This is a genomic window from Vogesella perlucida (assembly GCF_979366545.1).
Window position 1 is genome coordinate 98,299 of sequence record NZ_CEETRO010000007.1, and the last position, 22,944, is coordinate 121,242.

Consider the following 22,944-nt stretch of genomic DNA (forward strand, 5'->3'; position numbering starts at 1 on the left):
AGCCCGCTTTACAGCTTGAGCGCCGTTTCCAGCGCGATATCCATCATGTCGCGGAAGGTCGTCTGCCGCGCTTCGGCATCCATGGCCTCTCCGGTAGGAATCACGTCCGACACGGTCACAATGCCCAGCGCGCGTGCACCATATTGCGCGGCCACACCGTAGATACCGGCAATTTCCATTTCCACCGCGTTCACATTCATGCTCTTGAGCGTATCCAGCAGCTGCGGCTGTACACCGTAGAACAGGTCGGCCGAGAACACATTGCCCACTTGCACCTTCTTGCCCAGCTGGGCTGCCGTATCTACCGCCGTACGCAGCACCTCGAAGTCGGCAATGGCGGCGTAGTCGTGGTCCAGAAAGCGCATGCGATTCACCTTGCTGTCGGTGCAGGCACCCATAGCGATCACGATATCGCGCAGGCCCAGGCGTGCCGGGTCAACCGAGCCGCAAGAGCCGATGCGGATGATGGTTTTCACGCCAAAATCCTTGATCAGCTCGGTGGTGTAAATGCTGGCAGACGGAATACCCATGCCGTGCGCCATCACTGACAGGCGCTTGCCCTTGTAGGTGCCGGTATAGCCGAACACGTTGCGCACGCTGGTCACCTGCACGGCGTTATCCAGGTAGTTTTCGGCAATCAGCTTGGCGCGCAGCGGGTCGCCCGGCATCAGTACGATGTCGGCGAAATCGCCCATTTCGGCGCCAATATGCGGTGTAGCCATGTTTTATCTCCTTGCTATGGTCACGACGGCCGGCTGATACACGGGTGCCAAAGGCCGGAACGGTGCTCTGCCCGCCGTCGGAGATGGTATGCGCCAACACGTCCGCCCCTGTACGTGTATGTTGGCCGCAGTCAAAAACAGGCCGGCGGCCGGTGCCATAGGCACTGCAGCCACCGGCAAGATGCCATTCAGGCGTTAGTCCAGAAAAGACGTGCCGTAATCCATCGCCGGCACACCCAGCCAGCTGGCCACGCTCTGGCCGATATCGGCAAAAGTGGCCCGCTCGCCCAGGCTACCGGGCTTCACTTGCTTGCCGTAGCACAGCACGGGGATGTGCTCGCGGGTGTGGTCGCTGCCCGGCCAGGTGGGGTCGCAGCCGTGGTCGGCGGTGAGGATCACGATATCGTCGTCACCCATGGCCGCTAGCAGCCCGGGCAGGCGCGCGTCGAACTGCTCCAGCGCGCGGGCGTAGCCGACTACGTCACGGCGGTGGCCGTAGCTGGAATCGAAATCCACAAAGTTGGTAAAGATGATGCTGTGGCCCGGCGTGGTCTTGAGTGCGGCCAAGGTGGTATCCCATAGCTCGTCCAGACCAGTGGCCTTGTACTTTTGCGTGATACCGACGTGGGCGTAAATATCGGCAATCTTGCCCACCGACACCACCTGCCCGCCCGCCTCGGCCAGCTTCTGCAGCACGGTGGGCGCTGGCGGCTCTACCGCCAGGTCCTTGCGGTTGCCGGTGCGGCTGAACTGGCCCTTGCCGCTGCCAACAAACGGGCGGGCAATCACGCGGCCGATATTGTAGGGCGCCAGCGCCTCGCGCGTGATGCGGCACAGCTCGTACAGGCGTTCCAGCCCGTAGGTTTCCTCGTGGCAGGCAATCTGGAACACCGAGTCGGCCGAGGTATAAAAAATGGGTTTGCCGCTGGCCATATGCTCTTCACCCAGACGGTCCAGAATCTCGGTACCGCTGGCGTGGCAGTTGCCCAGATAACCCGGCAGGCCGGCCTTGGCCACCAGCTCGTCCAGCAGCGCCGGCGGGAAGCTGTTCTGCTTGTCGTGGAAGTAGCCCCAGTCGAACAGCACCGGTACGCCGGCGATTTCCCAGTGGCCGGACGGCGTGTCCTTGCCGCTGGATAACTCGCGGGCGTAGCCGTAGGCCGCCACCGGCGCGGCCGGGTCCATGCCCTCGGGGAAGTAGCCGGACGATAGCGCGCAGGCGTGCCCCAGCCCCAGGCGGGACAGGTTGGGCAATTGCAGCGGGCCGTTGCGGCCAACGTTGGCCGCACCATTGGCGGCGGTGCGGGCGATGCTGCCCAGGGTGTTGCTGCCTACATCGCCAAATTTATCGGCGTCGGCACTGGCACCTATGCCCAGGGAGTCCAGTACCAGAATGATGGCGCGTCGGTTTGTCATGGTGTTGCCTCGTCGTGTTGGCGGCGCAGTATTTGCTGCGCTTTATCTGTGTTTTTAGCACGCTGGCGGCGGCAAGGACAGTGCCCGCCAGGCCAGCTGGCCATCCATAAAAAAGGTTGGCCGCATCGCTGCGGCCAACCTTGCCGGGTGCCAAATCCACCCTTGGCGCCGCTTAGTAGCCGCTGTGCCGTGTGATGTCGCCACCCAGCACGACCGCTTGCAAGTTGGCCAGCAAGCCGGAGGCGCCAAAGCGGAAGTTGGCCGCGGTCAGCCAGGCCTCGCCCATGATGTGGGCTGCCAGCAGCAAATAGACTGCCGCATCGTCAGCCGTACGCACGCCACCGGCAGCCTTGAAGCCGCAGCAGCGGCCGCTGTCACGGATGGCCTGCAACATAATGGCCGCGGCTTCCGGCGTGGCGTTGACCGCCACCTTGCCGGTAGAGGTTTTCAGGAAGTCGGCACCGGCGGCCAGCGCAATCTCGCTGGCCTGACGGATCAATGCTGGCGTAGCCAGCTCGCCGCTTTCGATAATCACCTTCAGCACCTTGTCGCCACAAGCCGCCTTGCACGCTGACACCAGCGCGCGGCCAACATCGGCGTCCCCCGCTTGCAGGGCACGCCAGGGGAACACCACGTCTACTTCGTCGGCACCGTAGGCGATGGCCGCGCGGGTTTCCGCCACGGCAATCGCCACATCGTCGTCACCGTGCGGAAAGTTGGTGACGGTGGCAATGCGTACGCCACTGGCACCGGCACGCGCTAGCGCGCGGCGGGCGTACGGCACAAAGCGCGGGTAGACGCATACGGCGGCGACCTGGCCTGCGTCGCTGCGCGCTTTGGCGCACAGGGCGTCTATGGTGGCTACGCTGTCGTCGTCATTCAGCGACGTCAGGTCCATCAGCGACAGCGCCAGCTGTGCCTGCTGTTTCAGGTCTTGCATGATGCATTCGGTTAACAGTGATTGCAGGCCCGTCCCGGGCCCGGCGCCAGCTACCTGGGTAGCTGGCGAGAACACGCATGCGGCCAGGGTTGGCCGCACGCCGCAAGCCATTTACACGCGCCGCGCCTCGTGCACGCCGCGCACTTCCATGATGTGCGCCAGCACGCGGCTGATGTCGCGCACCTGGCGCACTTCTACGGTAAAGCGCAGCTTGGCTTTCTGCGCCCGCGACAGGGTGTTCACGCCGATCACGTTCAGCTTTTCGCGCGAGAACACGTCGGAAATATCGCGCAGCAGGCCGGGGCGGTCGCTGGCGTGGATTTCCAGATCGATCGGGAACACGCCGTTTTTCTGGTCACCCCAGTCGGCAGCAATCAGCCGCTCCGGCGCGTCGGCAGACAGGCGCTTGAGCGTAATGCAGTTGCTACGGTGTATCGAGATACCGCGGCCACGGGTAACAAAGCCGGCCACGCTGTCCGGCGGTGCCGGCTTGCAGCACTTGGCCAGAATGGTCATCAGGTTGCCCACGCCCTCGATCAGCACGCCGCCGGAGTCGTGGCCGCCACGGCTGCGGCGCACCAAGTCTTCCGGTGCCACCTCCAGCGGCTGCTGCGGCGCAAAGCTTTCGATGGCATTGCTGATGGCGCGCGTACCCAGCTCGCCGTGGCCCAGCGCGGCGTACAGCTCATCCATGCGCGAGTAACCCAGCTTGTCGGCAATCTGCGCCAGGCTGGGCTGCACGTGCTGGTGGCGCGACAGCTCGCGCTCGAACAGCTGGCGGCCGGTTTCACGTACCACGTCGGCGTTTTGCTGGCGGACGTACTGGCGGATCTTGCTGATGGCACGGTGGCTCTTCACCCAGCCTTCGTGCAGCCAGTTTACCGACGGGCCGCCTTCCTTCGCAGTGAGAATCTCCACCCGCTGGCCGTTTTGCAGCGGGGTGGACAGCGGCACGATGTGGCCTTCTACCTTGGCACCGCGGCAGCGGTGGCCCAGGTCGGTGTGCAGGCTGTAGGCAAAATCGATGGCAGTGGCACCGGAGGGCAAATCCAGCACGCGGCCCTGCGGCGTCAGCACGTAGATGGTGTCGGAAAACAGCTCGGTCTTGAAGGCGTCGGCCAGGTCGCTGCGGTCGGAATCCGACATTTCTTCGCGCCAGTCCAGCAGCTGGCGCAGCCAGGAGATTTTCTCCTCGTACTGCGCGTCGCCCTTGCCGCCTTCTTTGTAGCGCCAGTGGGCGGCCACGCCGAATTCGGCGTGCTCGTGCATTTCGAAGGTGCGTATCTGCACCTCTACCCCGCGCCCTTCCGGGCCGATAACGGCGGTGTGCAGGCTACGGTAGTCGTTGGCCTTGGGGTTGCTGATGTAGTCGTCAAACTCGCCGGGTATCGGCTGCCACATGCTGTGGATCAGCCCCAGCACGGTGTAGCAGTCTTGCAGGCGCTCTACCAGGATGCGCACGGCGCGAATATCGTACAGCTCGGAAAAATCGAGCTTCTTTTTCTTCATCTTCTTCCAGATGGAATAGATGTGCTTGGGCCGGCCGGCCACGTCCCCCTTGATACCGGCGCCTTTCAGCTCGCCGCGCAGGGTGTCCAGCAGGCGGTCGATATAGCCGATGCGCTCCAGCCGGCGCTCGTCCAGCAGCTTGGCAATTTTCTTGTAGTTGTCCGGCTCGGTATGGCGAAAGCCCAGGTCTTCCAGCTCCCACTTGATCTGCCATACACCCAGGCGGTTGGCCAGCGGCGCAAACAGCTCCAGCGTTTCCTGGGCAATCTGGCGGCGCAGGCCAGGCTCGGCCACCTGCGACAGGTAGTGCATGGTTTGCGTGCGCCACGCCAGCTTGATCAGCACCACGCGGATGTCGGCCACCATGGCCAGCAGCATCTTGCGCATGGTTTCGGCCTGGCGGGCGCGGTCTTCCGGCGTGGCCAGGCGGTCCAGCCGTGCCAGCTCGGTGAGGCGGCGCACCCGGTTGCCGCCGTCTACCAGCGTCAGCACGGTGCGGTTGAAGGTATTGGGCAGCCACTCCTGCCAGTCTTCGCGGTAATCGGGGGCGGCAAACAGCAAGGTGGCGGCAATGGCGTCCGGCAGCAGGTTCAGGTCGGCCACAATGGCGGCGGCGGCCACCGCATGGCTGAACACATCTTCACCGGTATGCGGCAGCGTTTTGCCGGCGTACATGGCACGCGCGGCATCAAACGCGCGCTGCAGCATGGCGCGCTCGGCATCGGTTAGCGCTGCCGACAGCTGGGCCAGCCACACGGCCGGGTCGGCGGCGTCGGCCAGGGTATCGGCTACGGAACGTACTACGGAAACCATCTTTCAGCTCACCTTGCGGCCACGCCGCGGCTGGGTTTAGGGGGTAATCGCCAGTGCTTGCAACAACAGTTTGCGCACCGGTGCCGGCACACCGGCATCCAGCGCGTCGGCCAGCGGCAGCCACTGCCAGCTGTCCTCGTGACAGCTATCGGCCAACCTCTGCTGCAGCTGTACCGGCTGCGGCGTAATGGTGAGCCGGAAATGGGTAAACACGTGCACCAGCTCGGGCCAGGCGGGCAACAGCTCGCCAACCGCGTTGGCCGCCAGCCAGCTATCAACCGCCAGTGTGCTATCGAATTCCGGCAGGCTCAACAGCCCGCCCCAGATACCTACCGGCGGGCGGCGCTGCAGCAGCACACGGCCCTGATACAGGGCAATCAGCATCACCGTCTCGCGCTCGGGCACGGCTTTTTTCGGCTTGCGCTGCGGCAACTCGGCGGTGCGGCCACTGTTGGCCGCCACGCAGCCATCCAGCATCGGGCAGGCGGTACAAGCGGGCTTGCTGCGCGTACATACCGTGGCGCCCAGATCCATCAGCCCTTGGGTATACGGCACCATATCGGCGCGGCTGGCGGGGGTAAGCCGCTCGGCCAGCTGCCACAGCTGCGCCTCCACCGCCTTGTCGCCGGGGTAGCCTTCTACGCCAAAGCAGCGCGTCAGCACACGTTTGACATTGCCATCCAGAATGGTTTCGCGCTGGCCAAAAGCAAACGCCGCAATGGCTGCCGCGGTAGAGCGGCCCACGCCTGGCAGGCGTTCGATGTCTTGGCGCTGCTGCGGAAACTCGCCGCCAAAGTCGCGCATCACCATCTGCGCGGCCTTGTGCAGGTTGCGCGCCCGGGTGTAGTAGCCCAGGCCGCTCCACAGCGCCAGCACGTCGTCCACCGGCGCGGCGGCCAAGGTGGGCAGATCGGGAAAGCGGGCCAGAAAGCGCGGGTAGTAGCCCAGCACGGTACTAACCTGGGTTTGCTGCAGCATGATCTCGGACAGCCACACGCGATAAGCATCGCTTACCTGCCACGGCAGGCCATGGCGGCCATACAGGCGCTGCCACGCCACCAAGCGGCTGCCAAACTGGGTTTCTAGCGTAGACACGGCTTAGCCACTCAAAATCGAACCGGCCATGTTAAACCAAAGCGCGGGGAGTACCAAGCAGGCAAGCCCCGAATAGGCTAGAATGGTGGATTGATTTCAAAGGATTACCGCACGATGTCCACCTTCCGTTCCCGCCAGCGCGCCGCGCAACGCCGTCAGCCCACATCTTTTGCCGAGCGCAACGCACCACCTGCCGGGAATAACGCTCCGCCAGCAGGCCAGGCCGGCAACAACCCGCGCTTTGGCAACGACAGCCGTGGTTTCGATAAACCACGCTTCGGCGGCGAGCATCGTCGTGACGGTGATGCCCAGCCACGTGGCGAACGCAGCTTCGATAAACCACGTTTCGGCGGCGACAAGCCCCGCTTCGAAGGCAATCGCGATAACCGCGACGGCGGCTTCAAACGCGACGGCGAGTTCCAGCCACGCGGCGAACAACGCAGCTTCGACAAACCCCGCTTCGGTGGCGACAAGCCCCGCTTCGAAGGCAATCGCGACAACCGCGAAGGTGGCTTCAAGCGCGACGGCGAGTTCCAGCCACGCGGCGAACAGCGCAGCTTCGACAAACCCCGTTTCGGCGGCGACAAACCCCGCTTCGAAGGCAATCGCGACAACCGCGAAGGCGGCTTCAAGCGTGACGGCGAATTCCAGCCTCGCGGCGAACAGCGCAGCTTCGACAAACCCCGCTTCGGTGGCGACAAGCCCCGCTTTGAAGGCAATCGCGACAACCGCGAAGGCAGCTTCAAGCGTGACGGCGAGTTCCAGCCACGCGGCGAACAGCGCAGCTTCGACAAACCCCGCTTCGGTGGCGACAAGCCCCGCTTTGAAGGCAATCGCGACAACCGCGAAGGCGGCTTCAAGCGTGACGGCGAGTTCCAGCCACGTGGCGAACAGCGCAGCTTCGACAAACCACGCTTTGGCGGCGACAAGCCCCGCTTCGAAGGCAATCGCGACAACCGCGAAGGCGGCTTCAAGCGTGACGGCGAGTTCCAGCCACGCGGCGAACAGCGCAGCTTCGACAAACCACGTTTCGGTGGCGACAAGCCCCGCTTCGAAGGCAACCGCGACAACCGCGAAGGTGGCTTCAAGCGCGATGGCGAGTTCCAGCCACGCGGCGAACAGCGCAGCTTCGACAAACCACGCTTCGGCGGCGACAAGCCCCGCTTCGAAGGCAATCGCGACAACCGCGAAGGCGGCTTCAAGCGCGACGGCGAATTCCAGCCACGCGGTGAACGCAGCTTCGACAAACCGCGCTTTGAAGGCAACCGCGATAGTGGCTTCAAACGCGAAGGCGACTTCCGCCGCGAACAACCCAACGATCACCAGCCACGTGGCGAACACGGGCTGGACAAGCCGCGCACACTGTTTTCGGTAAAGCCTGAAGATTACGCCCCGGCCCCGGAAGCCGCACCCGCAGAGCGCCCGCAAAAAACCTATACCCGTGACCGCGTAGCTGGCCGTGGTGGCAAAGCCCACCCCGACTACGTGGCACCCGAACCACGCGACAACGAGCCTGCCCCGCTAGAAAACAAACCGGCAGGCGGCCCGGTACGCACCAGTTTCCTGAAGCGCGTCAGCGACATCGATACCCCGGCAACCCCGCGTAGCGACGAGCCACGCCGCGAAGGTGGCTACCAGCGCGAAGAGCGCAGCTTTGACAAACCTCGCTTCGGCGGCGAGCGCCGTGAAGGTGGCTTCCAGCGCGAAGAACGCAGCTTCGACAAACCACGCTTCGGCGGCGAACGTCGAGAAGGCAGCTTCCAGCGCGAAGAGCGCAGCTTCGACAAGCCACGCTTCGGCGACAAGCCTCGCGACGGTGGCTTCCAGCGCGAAGAACGCAGCTTCGACAAGCCACGCTTCGGTGGCGAGCGTCGCGAAGGCGGCTTCCAGCGCGATGCCGCCCCTGCCCGCACCCTGTTCGGCAAAGGCGAAGCCCGCGAACCAGGCCAAGGCTTTGGCAAACAAGGCGGTGGCGACAAGGTTGGCCGCACGCCCTTTGTCAAAGCCCAGCCGCGTACGCTGAAAGACGGCGAATTCGCCCTGTTTGCCAGCTGCCCGCGCGGCCTGGAAAAACTGCTAGGTGAAGAAATCGCCCTGCAAGGCGGCACCGAGCTGCAGCTGACCGACGGCGGCGTGGCCTTTACCGGCACGCAAGAAGTGATGATGCGCGTGAACCTGCACTCGCGCACTGCCAGCCGCCTGCTGATGCAGCTGGCCATGGGCACCTTCCGCGAAGAGCGCGACATCTACACCCTGGCCAAAGACATCAACTGGCCAGAGCTGTTCGACGTAAGCTGCACCATCAAAGTAAAAACCGACGGTCACGCCCGCCTGAAGAGCATCGACTACGTGTCGCTGATCGTAAAAGACGCCATCTGCGACCGCTTCCGCGACCTGGGCGGCGAGCGCCCCAGTGTAGACACCCGCACTCCCGACATGCGTATCCGCGTATTCCTGTCCGGCTTTGACGTGCAGATCTACCTGGATACCAGCGGCGAAGCCCTGTTCAAACGCGGCTGGCGCGACGAAACCGGCGAAGCCCCGCTACGCGAAAACCTGGCCGCCGGCATCCTGCTGCTGGCCGGCTACAACGGCACCCAGCCCCTGCTGGACCCGATGTGCGGTAGCGGTACCTTCCTGGTAGAAGCCGCCGACATCGCGCTGAACCGCGCCCCCGGCCGCGACCGTGGCTTTGCCTTCGAACTGCTGAAAAACCACAACGACCTGCTGTGGCACAGCATCAAGAACGACGCCGAGCTGGCCAGCCGCAAGCTGGCTACCCTGCCGCTGTACGGCAACGACCGCGCCGCCCACATGGTAGACATCACCCGCCGCAACCTGGAACGCACCGGCCTGGCCGAGCTCGTTACCCTGAGCGTGGGCGACGCCACCGAGTTGGCCGCACCAGCCAAGCAAGGCCTGATTGTGTGCAACCCGCCATACGGTATCCGTCTGGATGAGCAAGACAGCCTGGCCGAGCTGTACCCGCTGCTGGCCACCTGGCTCAAGCGCCAGTTTGCTGGCTGGACAGCCCACCTGATGACCGCCGATACCCGCCTGCCCAGCCTGATGCGCCTGGCAGCCGACAGCCGCCCCATGCTGTACAACGGCGCACTGGAATGCCGCGTTTACGCCTTCACACTGGTAGAAGGTTCTAATCGCAAGGAAAAAGACGACACAAGCGGTCAGTAAACGGACACGCCCGCTGCCAATAAAAAACAGGGCGTGACATAATCACGCCCTGCCAGTACCTGGCACGCACACACCCAAAAGGCCTTACGCTCTGCGCAAGGCCTTTCTTACTGCCTGCGGCCAACCTTTGTCTGTCCCATGCCATCGCCCAAGTCGACGGCCATGGCCAGACAGCGCAGCACGGGCTTTGTTTTTTATCGAATACCGCATACTGTAAAAGCTATGGATACCTCATTCCTGTCTGCCACCATCCTGCTGATCCTGATTACCGATCCGCTAGGCAACATCCCCCTCTTCATCTCTGCGCTCAAGCAGGTGAAGCCGGAACGCCGCCGCCGCGTGGTATTCCGCGAATGCTTCATCGCCTTCGCCGTACTGCTCACCTTCATGTTCTTTGGCAAAGGCTTCCTGGAGCTGATGCACCTTACCGACGAAAGCCTGCGCGTAGCGGGTGGCGTCATCCTGTTCCTGATCGCCATCAAGATGATCTTCCCCGGCGAAGGCAGCATGTTTGGCGGCGACAAAATGCACGGCGAACCCTTCATCGTGCCCATCGCCGTCCCACTGATCGCCGGCCCCTCCGCCATGGCCACCGTACTGCTGATGTCCACCCGCGAACCGGAACGCATGCTGGAGTGGATAGGCGCACTCACCCTCACCATGCTGGTGACGCTGCTGGTCTTTTTGTTCTCCGGCAAAATCCACCGCGCCCTAGGCGAACAAGCCATCACCGCCCTGGAGCGCCTGATGGGTCTGGTACTGACGGCCATCTCTATCGAAATGCTACTAGGTGGCGTGGCGGCGTATATCAAAAAGCTCGCATAAAAAAATCGCCACTAGGGGCGAGTTGATAGGCGCTGTCATGATGACCTCCTCTGTGAAAAGAGAAACAGCCCTACCAGCTTACGCCGGCAGGGCTGCAGATGGGCTAGCCATCACATTAACCTCGTGTCTAACTCATTCGGTGTAGAACACTCCCTCGTGCTCATGCGATTCAATGAATTCATATCGAACTGTTTGTGCAAGGGCTTGTTCAATTAGCACCGGCGGAACGAAGCCAGTTTGTTCGATTGCCGTGTCGTAAACCGAATTTGCACAGAACTTCTTAACGCGTATTGAGCTGATGGCAAACCGTTTGCCAGTCAGCACAGCAGCCAAATCGAAACCTTTGCCGATCGCATACCCAAGACTAAAGGGAAGTCTGAAGCTGATTTTCTCAGATCGGCCAAGTATGTGATTGACGTTAGCCACCAGACTGTTCATAGAAAAATCAGGTTTGTCGATAAAGTTGTAGATATACACGCCTGGTTTAAAGCTCATAGCGTATTCGATGAACGCAGCAACGTTCTCAACATAGGCCATCGATTTCCGATTTTCACCACTGCCTACCATTACAAACTTGCCGGAAGCAATCTGTCGTAGCAGGTTGTAAACGTTGCCTCTATTCTGTTCACCAAACACAACGGTTGGTCGGATAATCACTAGGGTACGTTCAGTTGGCGCTTCAGCTTGCCAAGCTTTGAACACTTGCTCAGCTTCATACTTGGTGCGGCCATAGTCATTAAAAGGGGCAACTCTTCCAGACTCATCTGTACCGATTGGTGCGAAACCATATACAGCAACAGTACTGGTAAAGATAATCTTCTTCACGCTTCTTTCGCGTGCCACGGTGCAGATGTTTTTTGCCCCCCCAACGTTGACCTCATCGTAAAGACTCAATGGCCGAACATCATCTCGATGTTCAGCAGCAAGGTTGACGATTACAGATTCATTGGAAATAGATGCCCTTAGCTGTTCAACCGATCTTACATCGCCCAGTGTAACCGAATCGGGATACGTTTTACTCGGCGCTTTATCGGTTATTTGAACTGAGAGTTGCTCATTGTTTCTTAGACGTCGAACTAATCTCGTCCCGATGAACCCACTGCCGCCAATTACGTTGATTTTCTGCATTTAATATTTCTCTTCATTAATCGAAAGGATCAGCCTCTGCAAACACGGTCCCTCTCGCCAAGACGGCGAGTGAATGGCTCAGGTCGATCATTTAGTCCAGAGGGGCGCGGAAAAGTCGTTGGTGACCATGCGGTTTCCGCTCGGGTTCCGGAGCTAAAATTATTTTTTTCTGTGAGTTTTAGGCAGCGAGTTTGTGCGTGAGTGTACGATCTAGCACGTGTTTTAGGCGTTTTACTGGACCGACCATCTATTCTTACCCTCCGAAATCAATCGAAGTGTCTTTTCATTTAATTCACGACGCCCACTATCAAAAAACCAGCCCCACTTGTTGAAATATTTGAATATGTTGAACATATGAATTAAGAGCATTCGAACCGATTTGTACGAAGCAGCGCCATGCTCATGTACAACCGACACATTTGGAAAAAAAATTGTATCGTATTTAAGAGACATACGTCGAGTAAGATCTATATCTTCCGGATACATAAAAAAACGATCATCGAAAGCACCGACCTCCTTTAAAGCGCTACATCTCAAAAACATAAAGCACCCAGAAAGATAAGGCACAAACATAATATTGTCATACCCGCTATCCCAAAGTTCAAAATTGCGACGTGCCCTAATCGATAAAGGTTTCGGCATAAATCGACGAAGCAATAAATCTAAAGGTGTAGGAACGAGTTTGCATAGCCTCTGTACTGAACCGTCAGGATTGAGAACTTTTGGCATAACATGTCCAATCCTTGGGTTAATATTCATAAAATCGACAATTTCACGAAGCACATTTTCTTTAAATGTTACATCAGCATTTAAAACTAAATGATAATCAAAATTACTCTCAATTGAGTGTTTTATAGCAATATTATGTGCAGCGCCGTACCCAGGATTTAATGGATTATGGTAGTATTCACACGAAAATTCTGAACAAACCTCTCTCAGGCTATCTTCGGGCGAGTTATCAACAATAAAAACATGGGCTGCTATATTTGACTGCATTATGCAACCCAAAGAAGAACGTAAAAGTGCTTCATCTGTGTTGTAAGTAACAATTGAGATGCCTAGAGTACTCATTACCGTATCCAAAGTTTGATTAATTCAGGTCATTTTGATGAGGTCATCCGTGCGCTCACAGGTTTAAAATACAACAAGCCGAGAACGAATATCATCAAATGCCCAGATCTAGTTGCAAGCAAACCTTCGTTAAGAACACTGTAAACCGCGCAGAAAATCAAAGCCGACATCAACCCTTTATGCTTAATTAAAAATCTCTTCTTAACAAACCACATCGATGTAATCATTGCAAACACGAAGCCAATAACACCAAATTCAGAAACCATCCTTACGTATCCCATATCCAGCGGCCCGGGGAACCCGTATTGTTCAGAAAATTCCAAAAAGGATTGAGCTCCCCCGCCTAGCACAAATTTTTTTAATGAGAGCCAATCAAGGTAGTTTTCTACATTAAGAAGGCGCATTCCCAATGACGGATCAGCAGATATATCTCCATAGTTTGAGAAAACAGAAATTGACTTCGTCTGAAAAAAATCAGAAATAAAAAATAGCAACGGACTTATCAATATTGTCCAAAATCCAAATACAGCCAAAATTAGTGCCACCAAGGAGATTCGTGAATCACCAGTTAACATGGCAACACATGCAATCAAAGACCAAAGAACAAAGGATTTTCTATTCCCCAACCCGCCATGCATAAGAATAAAAACAAATGCAGCTACATACACTGCAAACTGAAATGGCATGCTAGATATTCCATACAACCCAAAGATATAATAATTTTCTTCAAGACCGGCATCATTTACATATGTACCAGAATACGTCCCAATATCAAGAAAATAAAATAAAATATGGATAATGATGTTTAACTTAAGAAGAGAAAAAATTATTCTTTTTACATCCCAACTTTCCTTACCTACAAATGATGCACCATGTGCAAATGCACCAACCAAGGAAATATATAAAAGAAATTGACCGACCGCAACAATATAATCTTTCGAATTAAAGACGTAAGCACAAGCCCCAAAAAACAAAAACAATAAATATAATGATTTATTTTTTTGGCAATCTTTTTTCAAAACAATCTTGAGCAAAAAAATTACCGAATATATCAGCGCAAGAATAACATCAATACGCATAGCCGATGATAGGCCAGGGATTGAGCTTATAACAATCTTCGGAGAAAATATTAAAAGCCAAAGGACGGCCAAGTGTGTATTTTCTAAAGTTTTCTTTATTTGCACTAATGTTATCCAAAAAATATTAGATCGCCTTAATCGAGTCATTCAACCAAGATATTCACTACTTCCTCATATGATTCGGGCCGATTATCGATGAATTCAAAATTCCCACTGGCTCTTATTTTTTTTGTAATTTCTTGGTCAATTTGCGCCACATCAGCATACCTATGAATGATCACCCCATTTCTGCCCATTATGTGATGACCATCACCCAAGGGATCTACATAAAAAGCAGGAATACCTACTTCTGCAGATTCTTGCAGCAATGTAGAAGAGTAACCAATTACGGCATCAACTTTAGACAAGCAGGATTGTAGGGGCTCCCTGCTAATAATTGAGAATCTATCATTCCACCTCAAATTTCTTTCTGAAGGGTGCGGTCGAAATACAACATTAAACTTATGCTTTAAAAGTTGATCCTGCATTAACTCGAGATAAGTTAAGTATTGTTCATTAAAATACTTATCGACGATATGATAACCCTCCCCCAAGAGAAGAACTGTCGGGCCAATAGACTTGCCATTCCCTCCACCAATCTTTAATTTAAAAAAATCGATCTGCAGATGGATTTTAGTTGCATCATTCGCTTTGCAAATAATACTTGCGTCTTCGGCGCTCCTAACAATATTATGTGCACAGAGAAAACCATCTCGCTCAGCAATGATATTTTCATCCCTAAAACTACCGTGTTGAATGCAAACGGATTTAATTCCGACCTCGTTTGCAGCCATTATCAAACCCCGCCCAAAAGGGAGCGCATCAGAATGAACGACTATCGTAGCGCTATCTTTAGCAAAGTTTTTTAGTATTTTTTTTTCAAAAAAAACTATAAATTTTGTCCAAGGCAAATGAAGAGATTTCGGTAAGAACAAGCCAATTGCGGCAGGAACATAAAAGACACTTGCAGGAAAATAAATCGCTCCTCGTTCAGATCTTCTAAATAAGAAAGCAGGTGAAGAAATGCTTGCCGTTTCCACTTCTTTTGAAACCGCACTTGTGAGATTCGGCCATTTCTCTGTCGCAAAAAAGACGCCGAACTTCTTTTTTATTAAATTAACATAAAGCAAAAAAAGCAAATCAAAAGGCAGCGCAAAAGTTAGCAATACCAACTTTATTAAATACGTTCTTTTTATTGTCTTTCCTAATGTTTTAGAGTGATCGGTATTTGACCAGGAGTCAGCATAACTGTAAAGTGTAATTCGGCTACTCATAAGATTGAAATGTTGCATTTATCAAATTTTAATTTTAATACCCACATGACGCACAGAAACTTCTATTTTACATACATTATAAAATCGTACCAAAATCACCTCCACAAATCGAATCTAACGTGACTGGGGTATGCATCCGCACATCTTTATGCAAAGCCTTACCAATAATCTGATCTTTATACTTTGGAGGAAGTCCAAACCCTGGCCTTACGCTACGCACACAATTTTCGGTGATCAATTCACCTGCGCTCATGTCTCTTGTAAAATAAAGAGATCTGCGGAACTTGACATTTCCCTGCTCACTCGATTTTCGACCATAGTCCACTTGTCCTAATGCTGACCAAACTGTCTTGCTATCGCGGCAAAGATCGCCCAGTTCCGTCGGCTCAAGTGAGAAGCTGTCATCAGGTCCGCCTCCGTTTCGGTCAAGGGTAAAGTGCTTCTCAATAATCGAGGCCCCCAGAACAACGCTAGCAATAGCTGTGGTGTTATCAAGCGTATGGTCGGACAAGCCCGTGACCAAACCAAATCGTTTGATCATATCGGGGATCGTACGCAAGTTATAGTCCTCGGCAGGGGCGGGGTATCCACTGACGCAGTGAAGGATGGCCAGCTGCTTGCAGCCACCCGCTTGCGCGGCATCGATAGCTTCTTGTATCTCATCAGCATCGGCCATGCCTGTGGAAATGATCATGGGCTTTCCTGTACTGGCCGCGTATTTGATCAGGGGCAGATCCACGGCCTCGAACGAGGCAATCTTGTAAGCCGGCGCGTTCAGGTCTTCCAGCAAGTCGACAGCCGTGTTGTCAAAAGGCGAGCTGAATATGGTAATGCCCAGTTTGCGGGCATGATCAAACAGCGGTTTGTGCCAGTCCCAGGGCATGTGGGCTTCTGTGTACAACTCATGTAGCGTGCGACCATCCCAAAGCCCACCTCGAATTTTGAACTCCTCGGTGTCACAGTTAAGGGTAATGGTGTCAGGCTTATAGGTTTGCAGTTTAACGGCATCTGCCCCAGCCTTTTTTGCTTCTTCGATGATACGAAGAGCGGTTTCTAGCTTACCGTTGTGATTAGCCGAGAGCTCGGCAATCACATAGGGGAAATGGTTTGGGCCGATAGGGCGTCCTGCTATTTCAATTTGTGGCATTTTTTTCTTTCTCTGTTGGCTGGGATTCATACCAATCATTTGCGAGCAGACCGAAGCAAACCAAGGTCTGGTATCGGCCGTTAATTTGTTGTTGATCGCGCAATCGACCTTCTTCGATAAAGCCCAACCTTTGATGGAACGCAATAGATGCCGCGTTGCTTTCAATGGCTTGTCCACATACTTTATGCAGGCCCAAGTCTTGAAATGCGTACGTCAGAGCGGCATTGCCTAGTTTTGTTCCACTGCCTTTTGGCGCATCTGGCCGAGCGTAAAACCCCCAATTGGCAATACCGCCTGCACTAACCGGATTGAATTGAACGAAGCCAATCGGCTCTGAACCATCAAAAACTAACATCTGCTTGCGATTCTTGTCATTTTTCACGCTTTCAAACCAGCTGCGATGCTCTTGCAAACTGATTTCATGTTGAGTCAACATGAAGGTGCGCACAGATAAATGATTGCGCCAAGTCAGAACCATAGGCAAATCGGCCTCGGTTAACTCGCGAATGGTGTGGGTGTTAGACATTAGCTGACCAAAGGAATTTAACAACTTTTGATGTGCCATCGCCTCGGGTTAATTGTCCCGCAGCTTGACTCATTTTTTTCAGTGCTACAGACTCACTTTGCGGATTGAGCAAGGCACGCATGATGACGATCAGTTGCTGTACATCAGCCGCTATGTGCGCAGCACCAAAAGACTGCAAAGCCAGCGCACTGCTTTGCTGATTCGTCGCCAAAATCAAAAGGATGGTGGGTAAACTCAACGCACACCGCTCCCAAGAAGTGCTACCCGCCGCACCAATGGCAAGATCGCTCTTAGCCATCAATTCGGCCATGTTGTTCACACCCGTCAAGACCTGAGTTGGAAGAGGCATGGCTGCCGCTTGCTCTTGCACCTCCGTCAGCCAAGGCGCGGTTGGCCCCATAACGATAGTAATTCCAAGGTCTGCCGGTAGATCGCAGTCGCGCAAGACTTGCAGCACCTTACCAGTGGCGTTGTCTTTGTCCACCCCGCCCATGGTGATGAGCAAGTGTTGCAGCTTAGGTTGTACGCGGCGTTGTAGGCTGTATTCACGCCACTGGGCAAACTCGGGGCGCAGCAAGGCGTTTTCAGGACCTATGAAGGTTTTGGTTTTTGGGCTCAGCAAGCCGTCATAGTCCTTATCTTGACGCCCAAGGTTTTGATCCAGCAAGACGTCGCAGTCATGCTGGCGGTCGGCTAAGTCGTCAATGACCATGAGGTGCTTTGCGGAGTAACGTAGCTCTTGCTCCCAACGGCGGTCTAGTGCGTAGTGGTCCACCACCAGCCAGTCGAGCTTCAGAGTGGCCAAAGCTTCCTTGGTTTGCTTAGCATCGTTTTCCCAGCTGCAGCCCAACCACTGTGCATGGTCGGGTTCAGCCGGGCCGCTGAAGGCCAGATCAGCCGGTGCAAGGGCAATAGTCATATGCCCCCGCTGCTTGATCATATCCAGTAAATGGCCAGTATGCGGTCGGCAGACAAAGCTACACTTTGCCCCACGTTCGCGCAGCGCATCTGCCAGAGTGAGACAACGCATGACGTGGCCAGTGCCGATTTGTAAAGAAGAGTCAACGCGGAAGGCTACTTGCATTTGTTGGCAGATGACGTGGTTCAGTTCAGGCGCTTGAAGCCACCATGACACACCGGGCCTTTAAGCAAGCTCATAACATCGCGCCCCTCTTCGCACTCTTTAATGATGGCGAAGATCGGGTCGAGCTCGGAAAAGTAGCCGTCCAACACAGCGGGCGTGTGCTCGGTACAAACATACACGCTATTACCCGCCAAATAGCCTTTGGCTAGCATTTCTTGCGTGATCAAGGTTTTGTAGGCTAGAGCATTGTCGCTTTTGAAGGTATAGCCCGTCAGCGCGGGCAGTCCCCAGTGGTCAATTTGCAGACTATGTTTGTCAGCCAATTGCTGCCAGCGCTGGCGAATGCTCAAGCCGGTTTGGGTAATGGTTTCCCAAGACGTGGTGCGCTCCATCACCTCAAGCGTTTTGAGTGCTGCCGCGGGGCCAATGCGCTCGGTCCAGAAAGTGCTGCTGATGAAGGTGGACTGCGCCGCCTCCATAATTTCGCGGCGGCCAATGGTAGCGGTAATGGCATAGCCGTTGCCAAGGGCTTTGCCAAACATGGCCATGTCGGGCTCCACGCCATACATTTTGTGCAGGCCGCCAAAAGTTTGGCGAAAACCCGATGTGCACTCGTCAAAAATTAGCACAATGCCACGGTCAGTTGCCAGCTTGCGCACTTTGTGCAGGAAGTTGTCTTCCGGCCCCCTGTTGCGCACCACTTCCATTTTAATGACGCCAATGTCTTGGGTGTTAACCAGATTTTCGAGTTCAGCGTAGTTGTTGTAGTTGAACGGGAAAACGGTGCCGCGCAGATTTTTCGGCACGCCTTTTGGGTCCAAGCCAGGCAGCAAGTGACCGGCAAGGTTCTCGTCATCACCCAAGTTGGCCGACAAATACCAGTCGTGCCAACCGTGATACCCACACACGGCCACTTTATCCTTGCCTGAGGCTGCCCGCGCAATACGAATGGCTAAAGCGTTGGCCTCACCACCCGAGCGGGCAAGGCGTGCCATGTCAGCCCAAGGGTGCAGCTCCACCAGTTTCTCGGCCAAGTACACCTCTTCGGGGCAATTGAAGGTGGACATATTACCGGCGTCCACCGTCTGACGTACTGCAGCATCCACTTCTTCGTGGCCATAGCCGAGGATGTTGGTACCAATGCCCATGATGGACATGTCGGTGTATTGCTTGCCGTCCATGTCCCACACTTGGCAGCCTTTGGCCTTACTGAAGTAGGCGGGCCACTGCTCGGGCAAAAACATTTCTGCCCGCTTAGACAGCAGCATATTGCCGCCAGGAATGACTTGTTTAGCGCGTTTCCAAAGTTTTTGACCAGTGCCCACAGCAGCCCCTTCGTTTCGAATTATGTTGTGGTTAGCGGCAAAAAGTGCGGGTTGGCTGCGCTGCAGTCCAAGCACTTCTTTCCAAGAGAAATAAATATTGGGCGCAAAGTGCGCAAAAACTCGTCTGACCACTTCAAAGTCTGCGGATTCATCAACTGTCCATCGTAGGCCAGACAGATCTTCGCTGTGTTGCATGACGCCAGTTTTGTAAAGGCCGGGTTTGCGCATATACGGGGTGACGTGCTCATGGTCAAACGGGTCCTGGCTTTCGCGCCCGGCCCGCTCCAGAGCTTGTAAGGTGAATACTTCTGTGTCCAGGCCATCCGGGTAACTTGCAGGCACTGTGTTGCTCAGGTAATCCAGGCCTTCAGCTTTAAACTGTGCAACGACCTGATCCACCAGTGCTGGGTCAATTAGCGGGCAGTCGCCGGTGATGCGCACCACCACATCGGCCTGGGCTTGCCGGGCGGCCACGAGATAGCGGTCGAGTACATCGCTTTCGCTGCCGCGCACGCAGGTATAGCCCAGCTTTTGTACATGTTCAACCAAGGGGGTGTTGCGCTCGTCAGTGGATGTGGCCAATACAATTTGATTGATTTGTTTGGTCTTGGACAAGCGAGCCAATAACAGCTCGATCATGGGCACGCCCGCAATCGCCTTCATTACCTTATTGGGCAAACGAGTGGAGCCCATACGGGCCTGAACGATGGCAACGACTTTCATAGCTGGTTCCAACTGGCGGGGTTGATCAAGCGCTCGTCTTGCAAGGGTTTAAATGCTGGCAAAGTGTCCAGAACCCCGTTGGTAGCTGCCAATATCTCGTTGAGCTGCATCACCGAGTCTACCCCGACCACCACACGGTCTATCTCATCAAGTGAATTTGCATATCGCAAGCAAGCCTGTACTGGCGTCAGCCCTGTAGCCAACAACCAGCGATCCCACTCTTGCCAAATATTAACCCAGCGATTGAATTTAACCGGGCGCTTGTCTGAGGGCATGAGCAATAACCCCTGCAAAAATGCTGATCGGGTATGAATCTCCACATCAGCATCTTTGAGCCGCGATGCCCAACCAGAATCCACCAGATTGCGATCGAGAATACTCAACGGTGCCTGAACTATATCTACCGGGTACTTTGGCCACAGATGATCCAACTCTGCTGGTCCATACACGGAGATACCCACTTTGGACACTAAGCCCTCAGCTTTGAGTACCTGCAGTGCAGCGTAGAGATCAGGCCCAAAACCTTCAAGCAACTGCGTTGGACGATGTAGTAGCAAACCATACATGCTTTGCAAGCCCAAGCGCTGCAAAGACTCTTGCGCTTTCGTTTTAACCCATTGGGCGATATCCAGGCAACCCTCAGGCACCGCAGGTAGCTTGGATACCACCTTCCAGCCTTTAACACCCAAACCGCCTAGTACCGATTCACTATCACCATAAGCAATAGCGGTATCCAGCGTATCCATACCTGCTAGCTGCGCTCTGCGCAAGATTGCATCTGCCATATCAGTGCTGACGCGACCAGCGGCATTGGCCACACCGTAATTCAGACCAAACTGAACTGTGCCGAGTACCAATTTCATGTCAGAAGCACCCTGTGCAACGCGGCAACCACTTGGTCTTGTTGCTGCTCACTCAAGGTTGGGAACATGGGCAGACTAATGGCTTCGGCATAATACTGCTCTGCTTGCGGATAGTCGCCTACTTTAAAACCTATCCGCTGGTAGTACGGCTGAGTGTGTACAGGTATGTAGTGCAAGTTGACGCCAATGCCCAGTTCGCGCAGACCATCAAACACCTCGCGGTGGGTTTTATGGATCTTATCCAGCTGCAGACGTACCACGTAGAGATGCATGCCAGAGTAGCTGTCGGGCTGTTGCCAAGGCGTGGCAATTGGTAAAGCAGCCAGCAACTTGTCGTAACGCCGGGCCAGCTGGTGACGGCTAGCCACAAAAGCGTCCAGTCGCTGCATTTGACTCACGCCAAGCGCCGCCTGCAATTCCGTCATGCGATAGTTGTAGCCTAGGTCAATTTGTTGGTAATACCAAGGACCGTCTGGCGCGTGGGTCATGTGAGCGGTATCACGAGTAATGCCATGGCTGCGCAGCAGGGCCATTTTGTGGGCCAATTCGTCACAGTTCGTCAGGGTCATGCCACCTTCGGCGGTGGTAATTATTTTGACTGGGTGAAAACTGAATACCGTAATGTCGCTGTAGCGGCCATTGCCAATGAATTCGTCTTTGTATTTGCCGCCAATGGCGTGCGAGGCGTCTTCAATGATCTTGAAACCGTATTTTTGAGCCAGCGCATAGATTGCGGCCATGTCACACGGCTGGCCGCACAAGTGTACGGCTACCAGCACCTTGGGTAACTTGCCAGTCTTTTCTGCAGCAACCAGTTTGGCTTCCAACGCTAGCGGGCACAGGTTGTAGGTGCGCGGGTCTATGTCCACAAAGTCCACTTGTGCGCCGCAGTACAAACCACAGTTAGCCGAGGCTACAAAGGTCACAGGGGTGGTCCAGAGCCAATCACCCGATTCAAGGCCAAGCGCCAAGCAAGCAATGTGAAGGGCCGAAGTGGCACTGTTGACTGCCAAAGCGTGTTTGGCGCCAACGTGTTGGGCCACTGTCCGCTCAAACAGAGGGACTTGCGGGCCTTGCGTCAAAAAATCCGACTGCAGCACGGCCACGACCGCATCAATATCTATTTGGCTGATGTCTTGGCGACCGTAGGGAATCATGTCAGATGCTCCCAATTTTTTCGCGGTTAGCGTCAATCCATGCTTGCAGGTCTGCGCTCGTCATCCACTCAGCGTTGTTGTCGCTTGTGTAGCTAAAACCCTCTTCCACACGCTTACCATTTTTAATTCTATTGGCATCACAATCCCAGCTATGTATAGCAGGAAGTATCTTGTAGTGTTCAGGGTATTCGTACGTATAAAGTGCGTCTTCTGTACCTATCATCTGCTCGTGCAATTTTTCGCCAGGGCGAATACCAACAATTTCATGTTTGGCATCAGGCGCAATCACCTTAGCTAATTCAGTCACCTTCATTGAGGGTATTTTTTTTACGTAAATCTCACCCCCAACCATATCTTCGAAGGCGTGCCAAACCAGTTCTACACCTTGCTCCAAAGAAATCATAAAACGAGTCATACGCTCGTCTGTGATTGGCAAAGATCCTTTATCGCGAATCGACATAAAGAACGGAATAACAGAACCACGCGAGCCCATGACATTCCCGTATCTCACAACAGAAAACCTAGTTCCATGCTCACCGGAATACGAATTACCAGAAACAAATAACTTATCCGATGTCAGCTTAGTTGCACCGTACAGGTTAGTAGGACTACTTGCTTTATCGGTGGATAGGGCGACTACACCTTTAACTCGCTTATCAATGCAGGCATCAATCAGATTCATTGCACCATTAACATTGGTTTTGATGCATTCAAATGGATTATATTCTGCTGTGGGAACAATCTTAGTTGCTGCTGCATGTACAACGTAGTCTACGCCATCCAGCGCTCGGTACAGCCGATCCTTATCACGGACATCACCGATGAAAAAACGCACACGATCATCACCCACAAATTTTTTGGCCATATCCCATTGCTTCATCTCATCACGAGAGAGTATTATTATTTTTTTCGGATTATACTTAGCCAAAGTCATTGGCACAAAAGTGTTGCCAAAAGATCCCGTCCCGCCGGTAATAAGAATTGTTGAGTCTTTAAGCATGATTGATCTCCAGATA

Annotated in this window: 18 protein-coding genes; 2 read left to right on the forward strand and 16 right to left on the reverse strand. The window is 54.7% G+C overall.

Annotated features, from left to right (window positions below; translation table 11 throughout):
- Positions 1-8: 8 nt before the first annotated feature.
- The 5 genes from deoD to mutY form a co-directional block, all read right to left on the reverse strand.
- Positions 9-722, reverse strand: coding sequence for a purine-nucleoside phosphorylase (deoD, locus tag ACZ9XP_RS11725; RefSeq protein ID WP_147686046.1), 714 nt, complete (start codon positions 720-722; stop codon positions 9-11).
- A gap of 195 nt (positions 723-917) precedes the next feature.
- Entirely contained in the window at positions 918-2,138 is a 1,221-nt protein-coding gene (locus ACZ9XP_RS11730; RefSeq protein WP_147686048.1) for a phosphopentomutase, read from the reverse strand.
- A gap of 172 nt (positions 2,139-2,310) precedes the next feature.
- Positions 2,311-3,078 (reverse strand): deoxyribose-phosphate aldolase, encoded by a 768-nt coding sequence (gene deoC, locus ACZ9XP_RS11735; RefSeq protein ID WP_147686050.1) that lies wholly within the window; start codon positions 3,076-3,078, stop codon positions 2,311-2,313.
- Between the two features lie 111 nt (positions 3,079-3,189).
- The gene (locus tag ACZ9XP_RS11740) at positions 3,190-5,400 is read right to left on the reverse strand and encodes a RelA/SpoT family protein (RefSeq protein ID WP_147686052.1); all 2,211 of its coding nucleotides are present in this window, start codon (positions 5,398-5,400) and stop codon (positions 3,190-3,192) included.
- 36 nt (positions 5,401-5,436) lie between these two features.
- A complete protein-coding gene (mutY, locus tag ACZ9XP_RS11745) occupies positions 5,437-6,495 on the reverse strand; it encodes an A/G-specific adenine glycosylase (RefSeq protein WP_465188497.1) in 1,059 nt (352 codons plus the stop codon).
- Between the two features lie 114 nt (positions 6,496-6,609).
- Between mutY and ACZ9XP_RS11750 the strand changes: the two genes are divergently transcribed.
- Both ACZ9XP_RS11750 and ACZ9XP_RS11755 read left to right on the forward strand, forming a co-directional pair.
- The gene (locus tag ACZ9XP_RS11750; RefSeq protein ID WP_465188498.1) at positions 6,610-9,687 is read left to right on the forward strand and encodes a THUMP domain-containing class I SAM-dependent RNA methyltransferase; all 3,078 of its coding nucleotides are present in this window, start codon (positions 6,610-6,612) and stop codon (positions 9,685-9,687) included.
- Between the two features lie 222 nt (positions 9,688-9,909).
- Positions 9,910-10,512 (forward strand): MarC family protein, encoded by a 603-nt coding sequence (locus ACZ9XP_RS11755; protein ID WP_017510384.1) that lies wholly within the window; start codon positions 9,910-9,912, stop codon positions 10,510-10,512.
- Positions 10,513-10,644: 132 nt separating this feature from the next.
- Here the strand turns inward: ACZ9XP_RS11755 and ACZ9XP_RS11760 are convergent, their stop codons facing one another.
- From ACZ9XP_RS11760 to pseB, 11 genes are all read right to left on the reverse strand, one after another.
- On the reverse strand, positions 10,645-11,640 hold the full coding sequence (locus ACZ9XP_RS11760; protein ID WP_465188499.1) for an NAD-dependent epimerase/dehydratase family protein: 996 nt from the start codon (positions 11,638-11,640) through the stop codon (positions 10,645-10,647).
- A gap of 231 nt (positions 11,641-11,871) precedes the next feature.
- Positions 11,872-12,711: a glycosyltransferase gene (locus tag ACZ9XP_RS11765; protein WP_147688339.1), complete on the reverse strand. Its 840-nt coding sequence runs from the start codon at positions 12,709-12,711 to the stop codon at positions 11,872-11,874.
- A 29-nt stretch (positions 12,712-12,740) separates the two neighbouring features.
- Positions 12,741-13,895 carry a hypothetical protein gene (locus ACZ9XP_RS11770; RefSeq protein ID WP_147688340.1) on the reverse strand — a complete coding sequence of 385 codons (1,155 nt, stop codon included), beginning with the start codon at positions 13,893-13,895 and terminating at the stop codon, positions 12,741-12,743.
- 38 nt (positions 13,896-13,933) lie between these two features.
- Positions 13,934-15,121: a glycosyltransferase family protein gene (locus tag ACZ9XP_RS11775; protein WP_147688341.1), complete on the reverse strand. Its 1,188-nt coding sequence runs from the start codon at positions 15,119-15,121 to the stop codon at positions 13,934-13,936.
- A gap of 58 nt (positions 15,122-15,179) precedes the next feature.
- A complete protein-coding gene (gene pseI, locus ACZ9XP_RS11780; RefSeq protein WP_240803493.1) occupies positions 15,180-16,280 on the reverse strand; it encodes a pseudaminic acid synthase in 1,101 nt (366 codons plus the stop codon).
- Positions 16,237-16,776, reverse strand: coding sequence for a UDP-4-amino-4,6-dideoxy-N-acetyl-beta-L-altrosamine N-acetyltransferase (pseH, locus tag ACZ9XP_RS11785; protein WP_147688343.1), 540 nt, complete (start codon positions 16,774-16,776; stop codon positions 16,237-16,239). Before pseH ends, pseI begins: the two co-directional genes overlap by 44 nt.
- Positions 16,769-17,860 carry a UDP-2,4-diacetamido-2,4,6-trideoxy-beta-L-altropyranose hydrolase gene (gene pseG, locus ACZ9XP_RS11790; protein ID WP_147688344.1) on the reverse strand — a complete coding sequence of 364 codons (1,092 nt, stop codon included), beginning with the start codon at positions 17,858-17,860 and terminating at the stop codon, positions 16,769-16,771. The genes pseH and pseG overlap by 8 nt, the downstream gene beginning before the upstream one ends.
- A gap of 20 nt (positions 17,861-17,880) precedes the next feature.
- Positions 17,881-19,908: an aminotransferase class III-fold pyridoxal phosphate-dependent enzyme gene (locus ACZ9XP_RS11795; RefSeq protein WP_147688345.1), complete on the reverse strand. Its 2,028-nt coding sequence runs from the start codon at positions 19,906-19,908 to the stop codon at positions 17,881-17,883.
- On the reverse strand, positions 19,905-20,771 hold the full coding sequence (locus ACZ9XP_RS11800; protein ID WP_147688346.1) for an aldo/keto reductase: 867 nt from the start codon (positions 20,769-20,771) through the stop codon (positions 19,905-19,907). The genes ACZ9XP_RS11795 and ACZ9XP_RS11800 overlap by 4 nt, the downstream gene beginning before the upstream one ends.
- The gene (gene pseC / locus ACZ9XP_RS11805) at positions 20,768-21,928 is read right to left on the reverse strand and encodes a UDP-4-amino-4,6-dideoxy-N-acetyl-beta-L-altrosamine transaminase (protein ID WP_147688347.1); all 1,161 of its coding nucleotides are present in this window, start codon (positions 21,926-21,928) and stop codon (positions 20,768-20,770) included. Before pseC ends, ACZ9XP_RS11800 begins: the two co-directional genes overlap by 4 nt.
- Position 21,929: 1 nt before the next feature.
- Complete coding sequence (pseB, locus tag ACZ9XP_RS11810) at positions 21,930-22,928, reverse strand: UDP-N-acetylglucosamine 4,6-dehydratase (inverting) (RefSeq protein ID WP_147688348.1); 999 nt, start codon at positions 22,926-22,928, stop codon at positions 21,930-21,932.
- Positions 22,929-22,944: the final 16 nt, after the last annotated feature.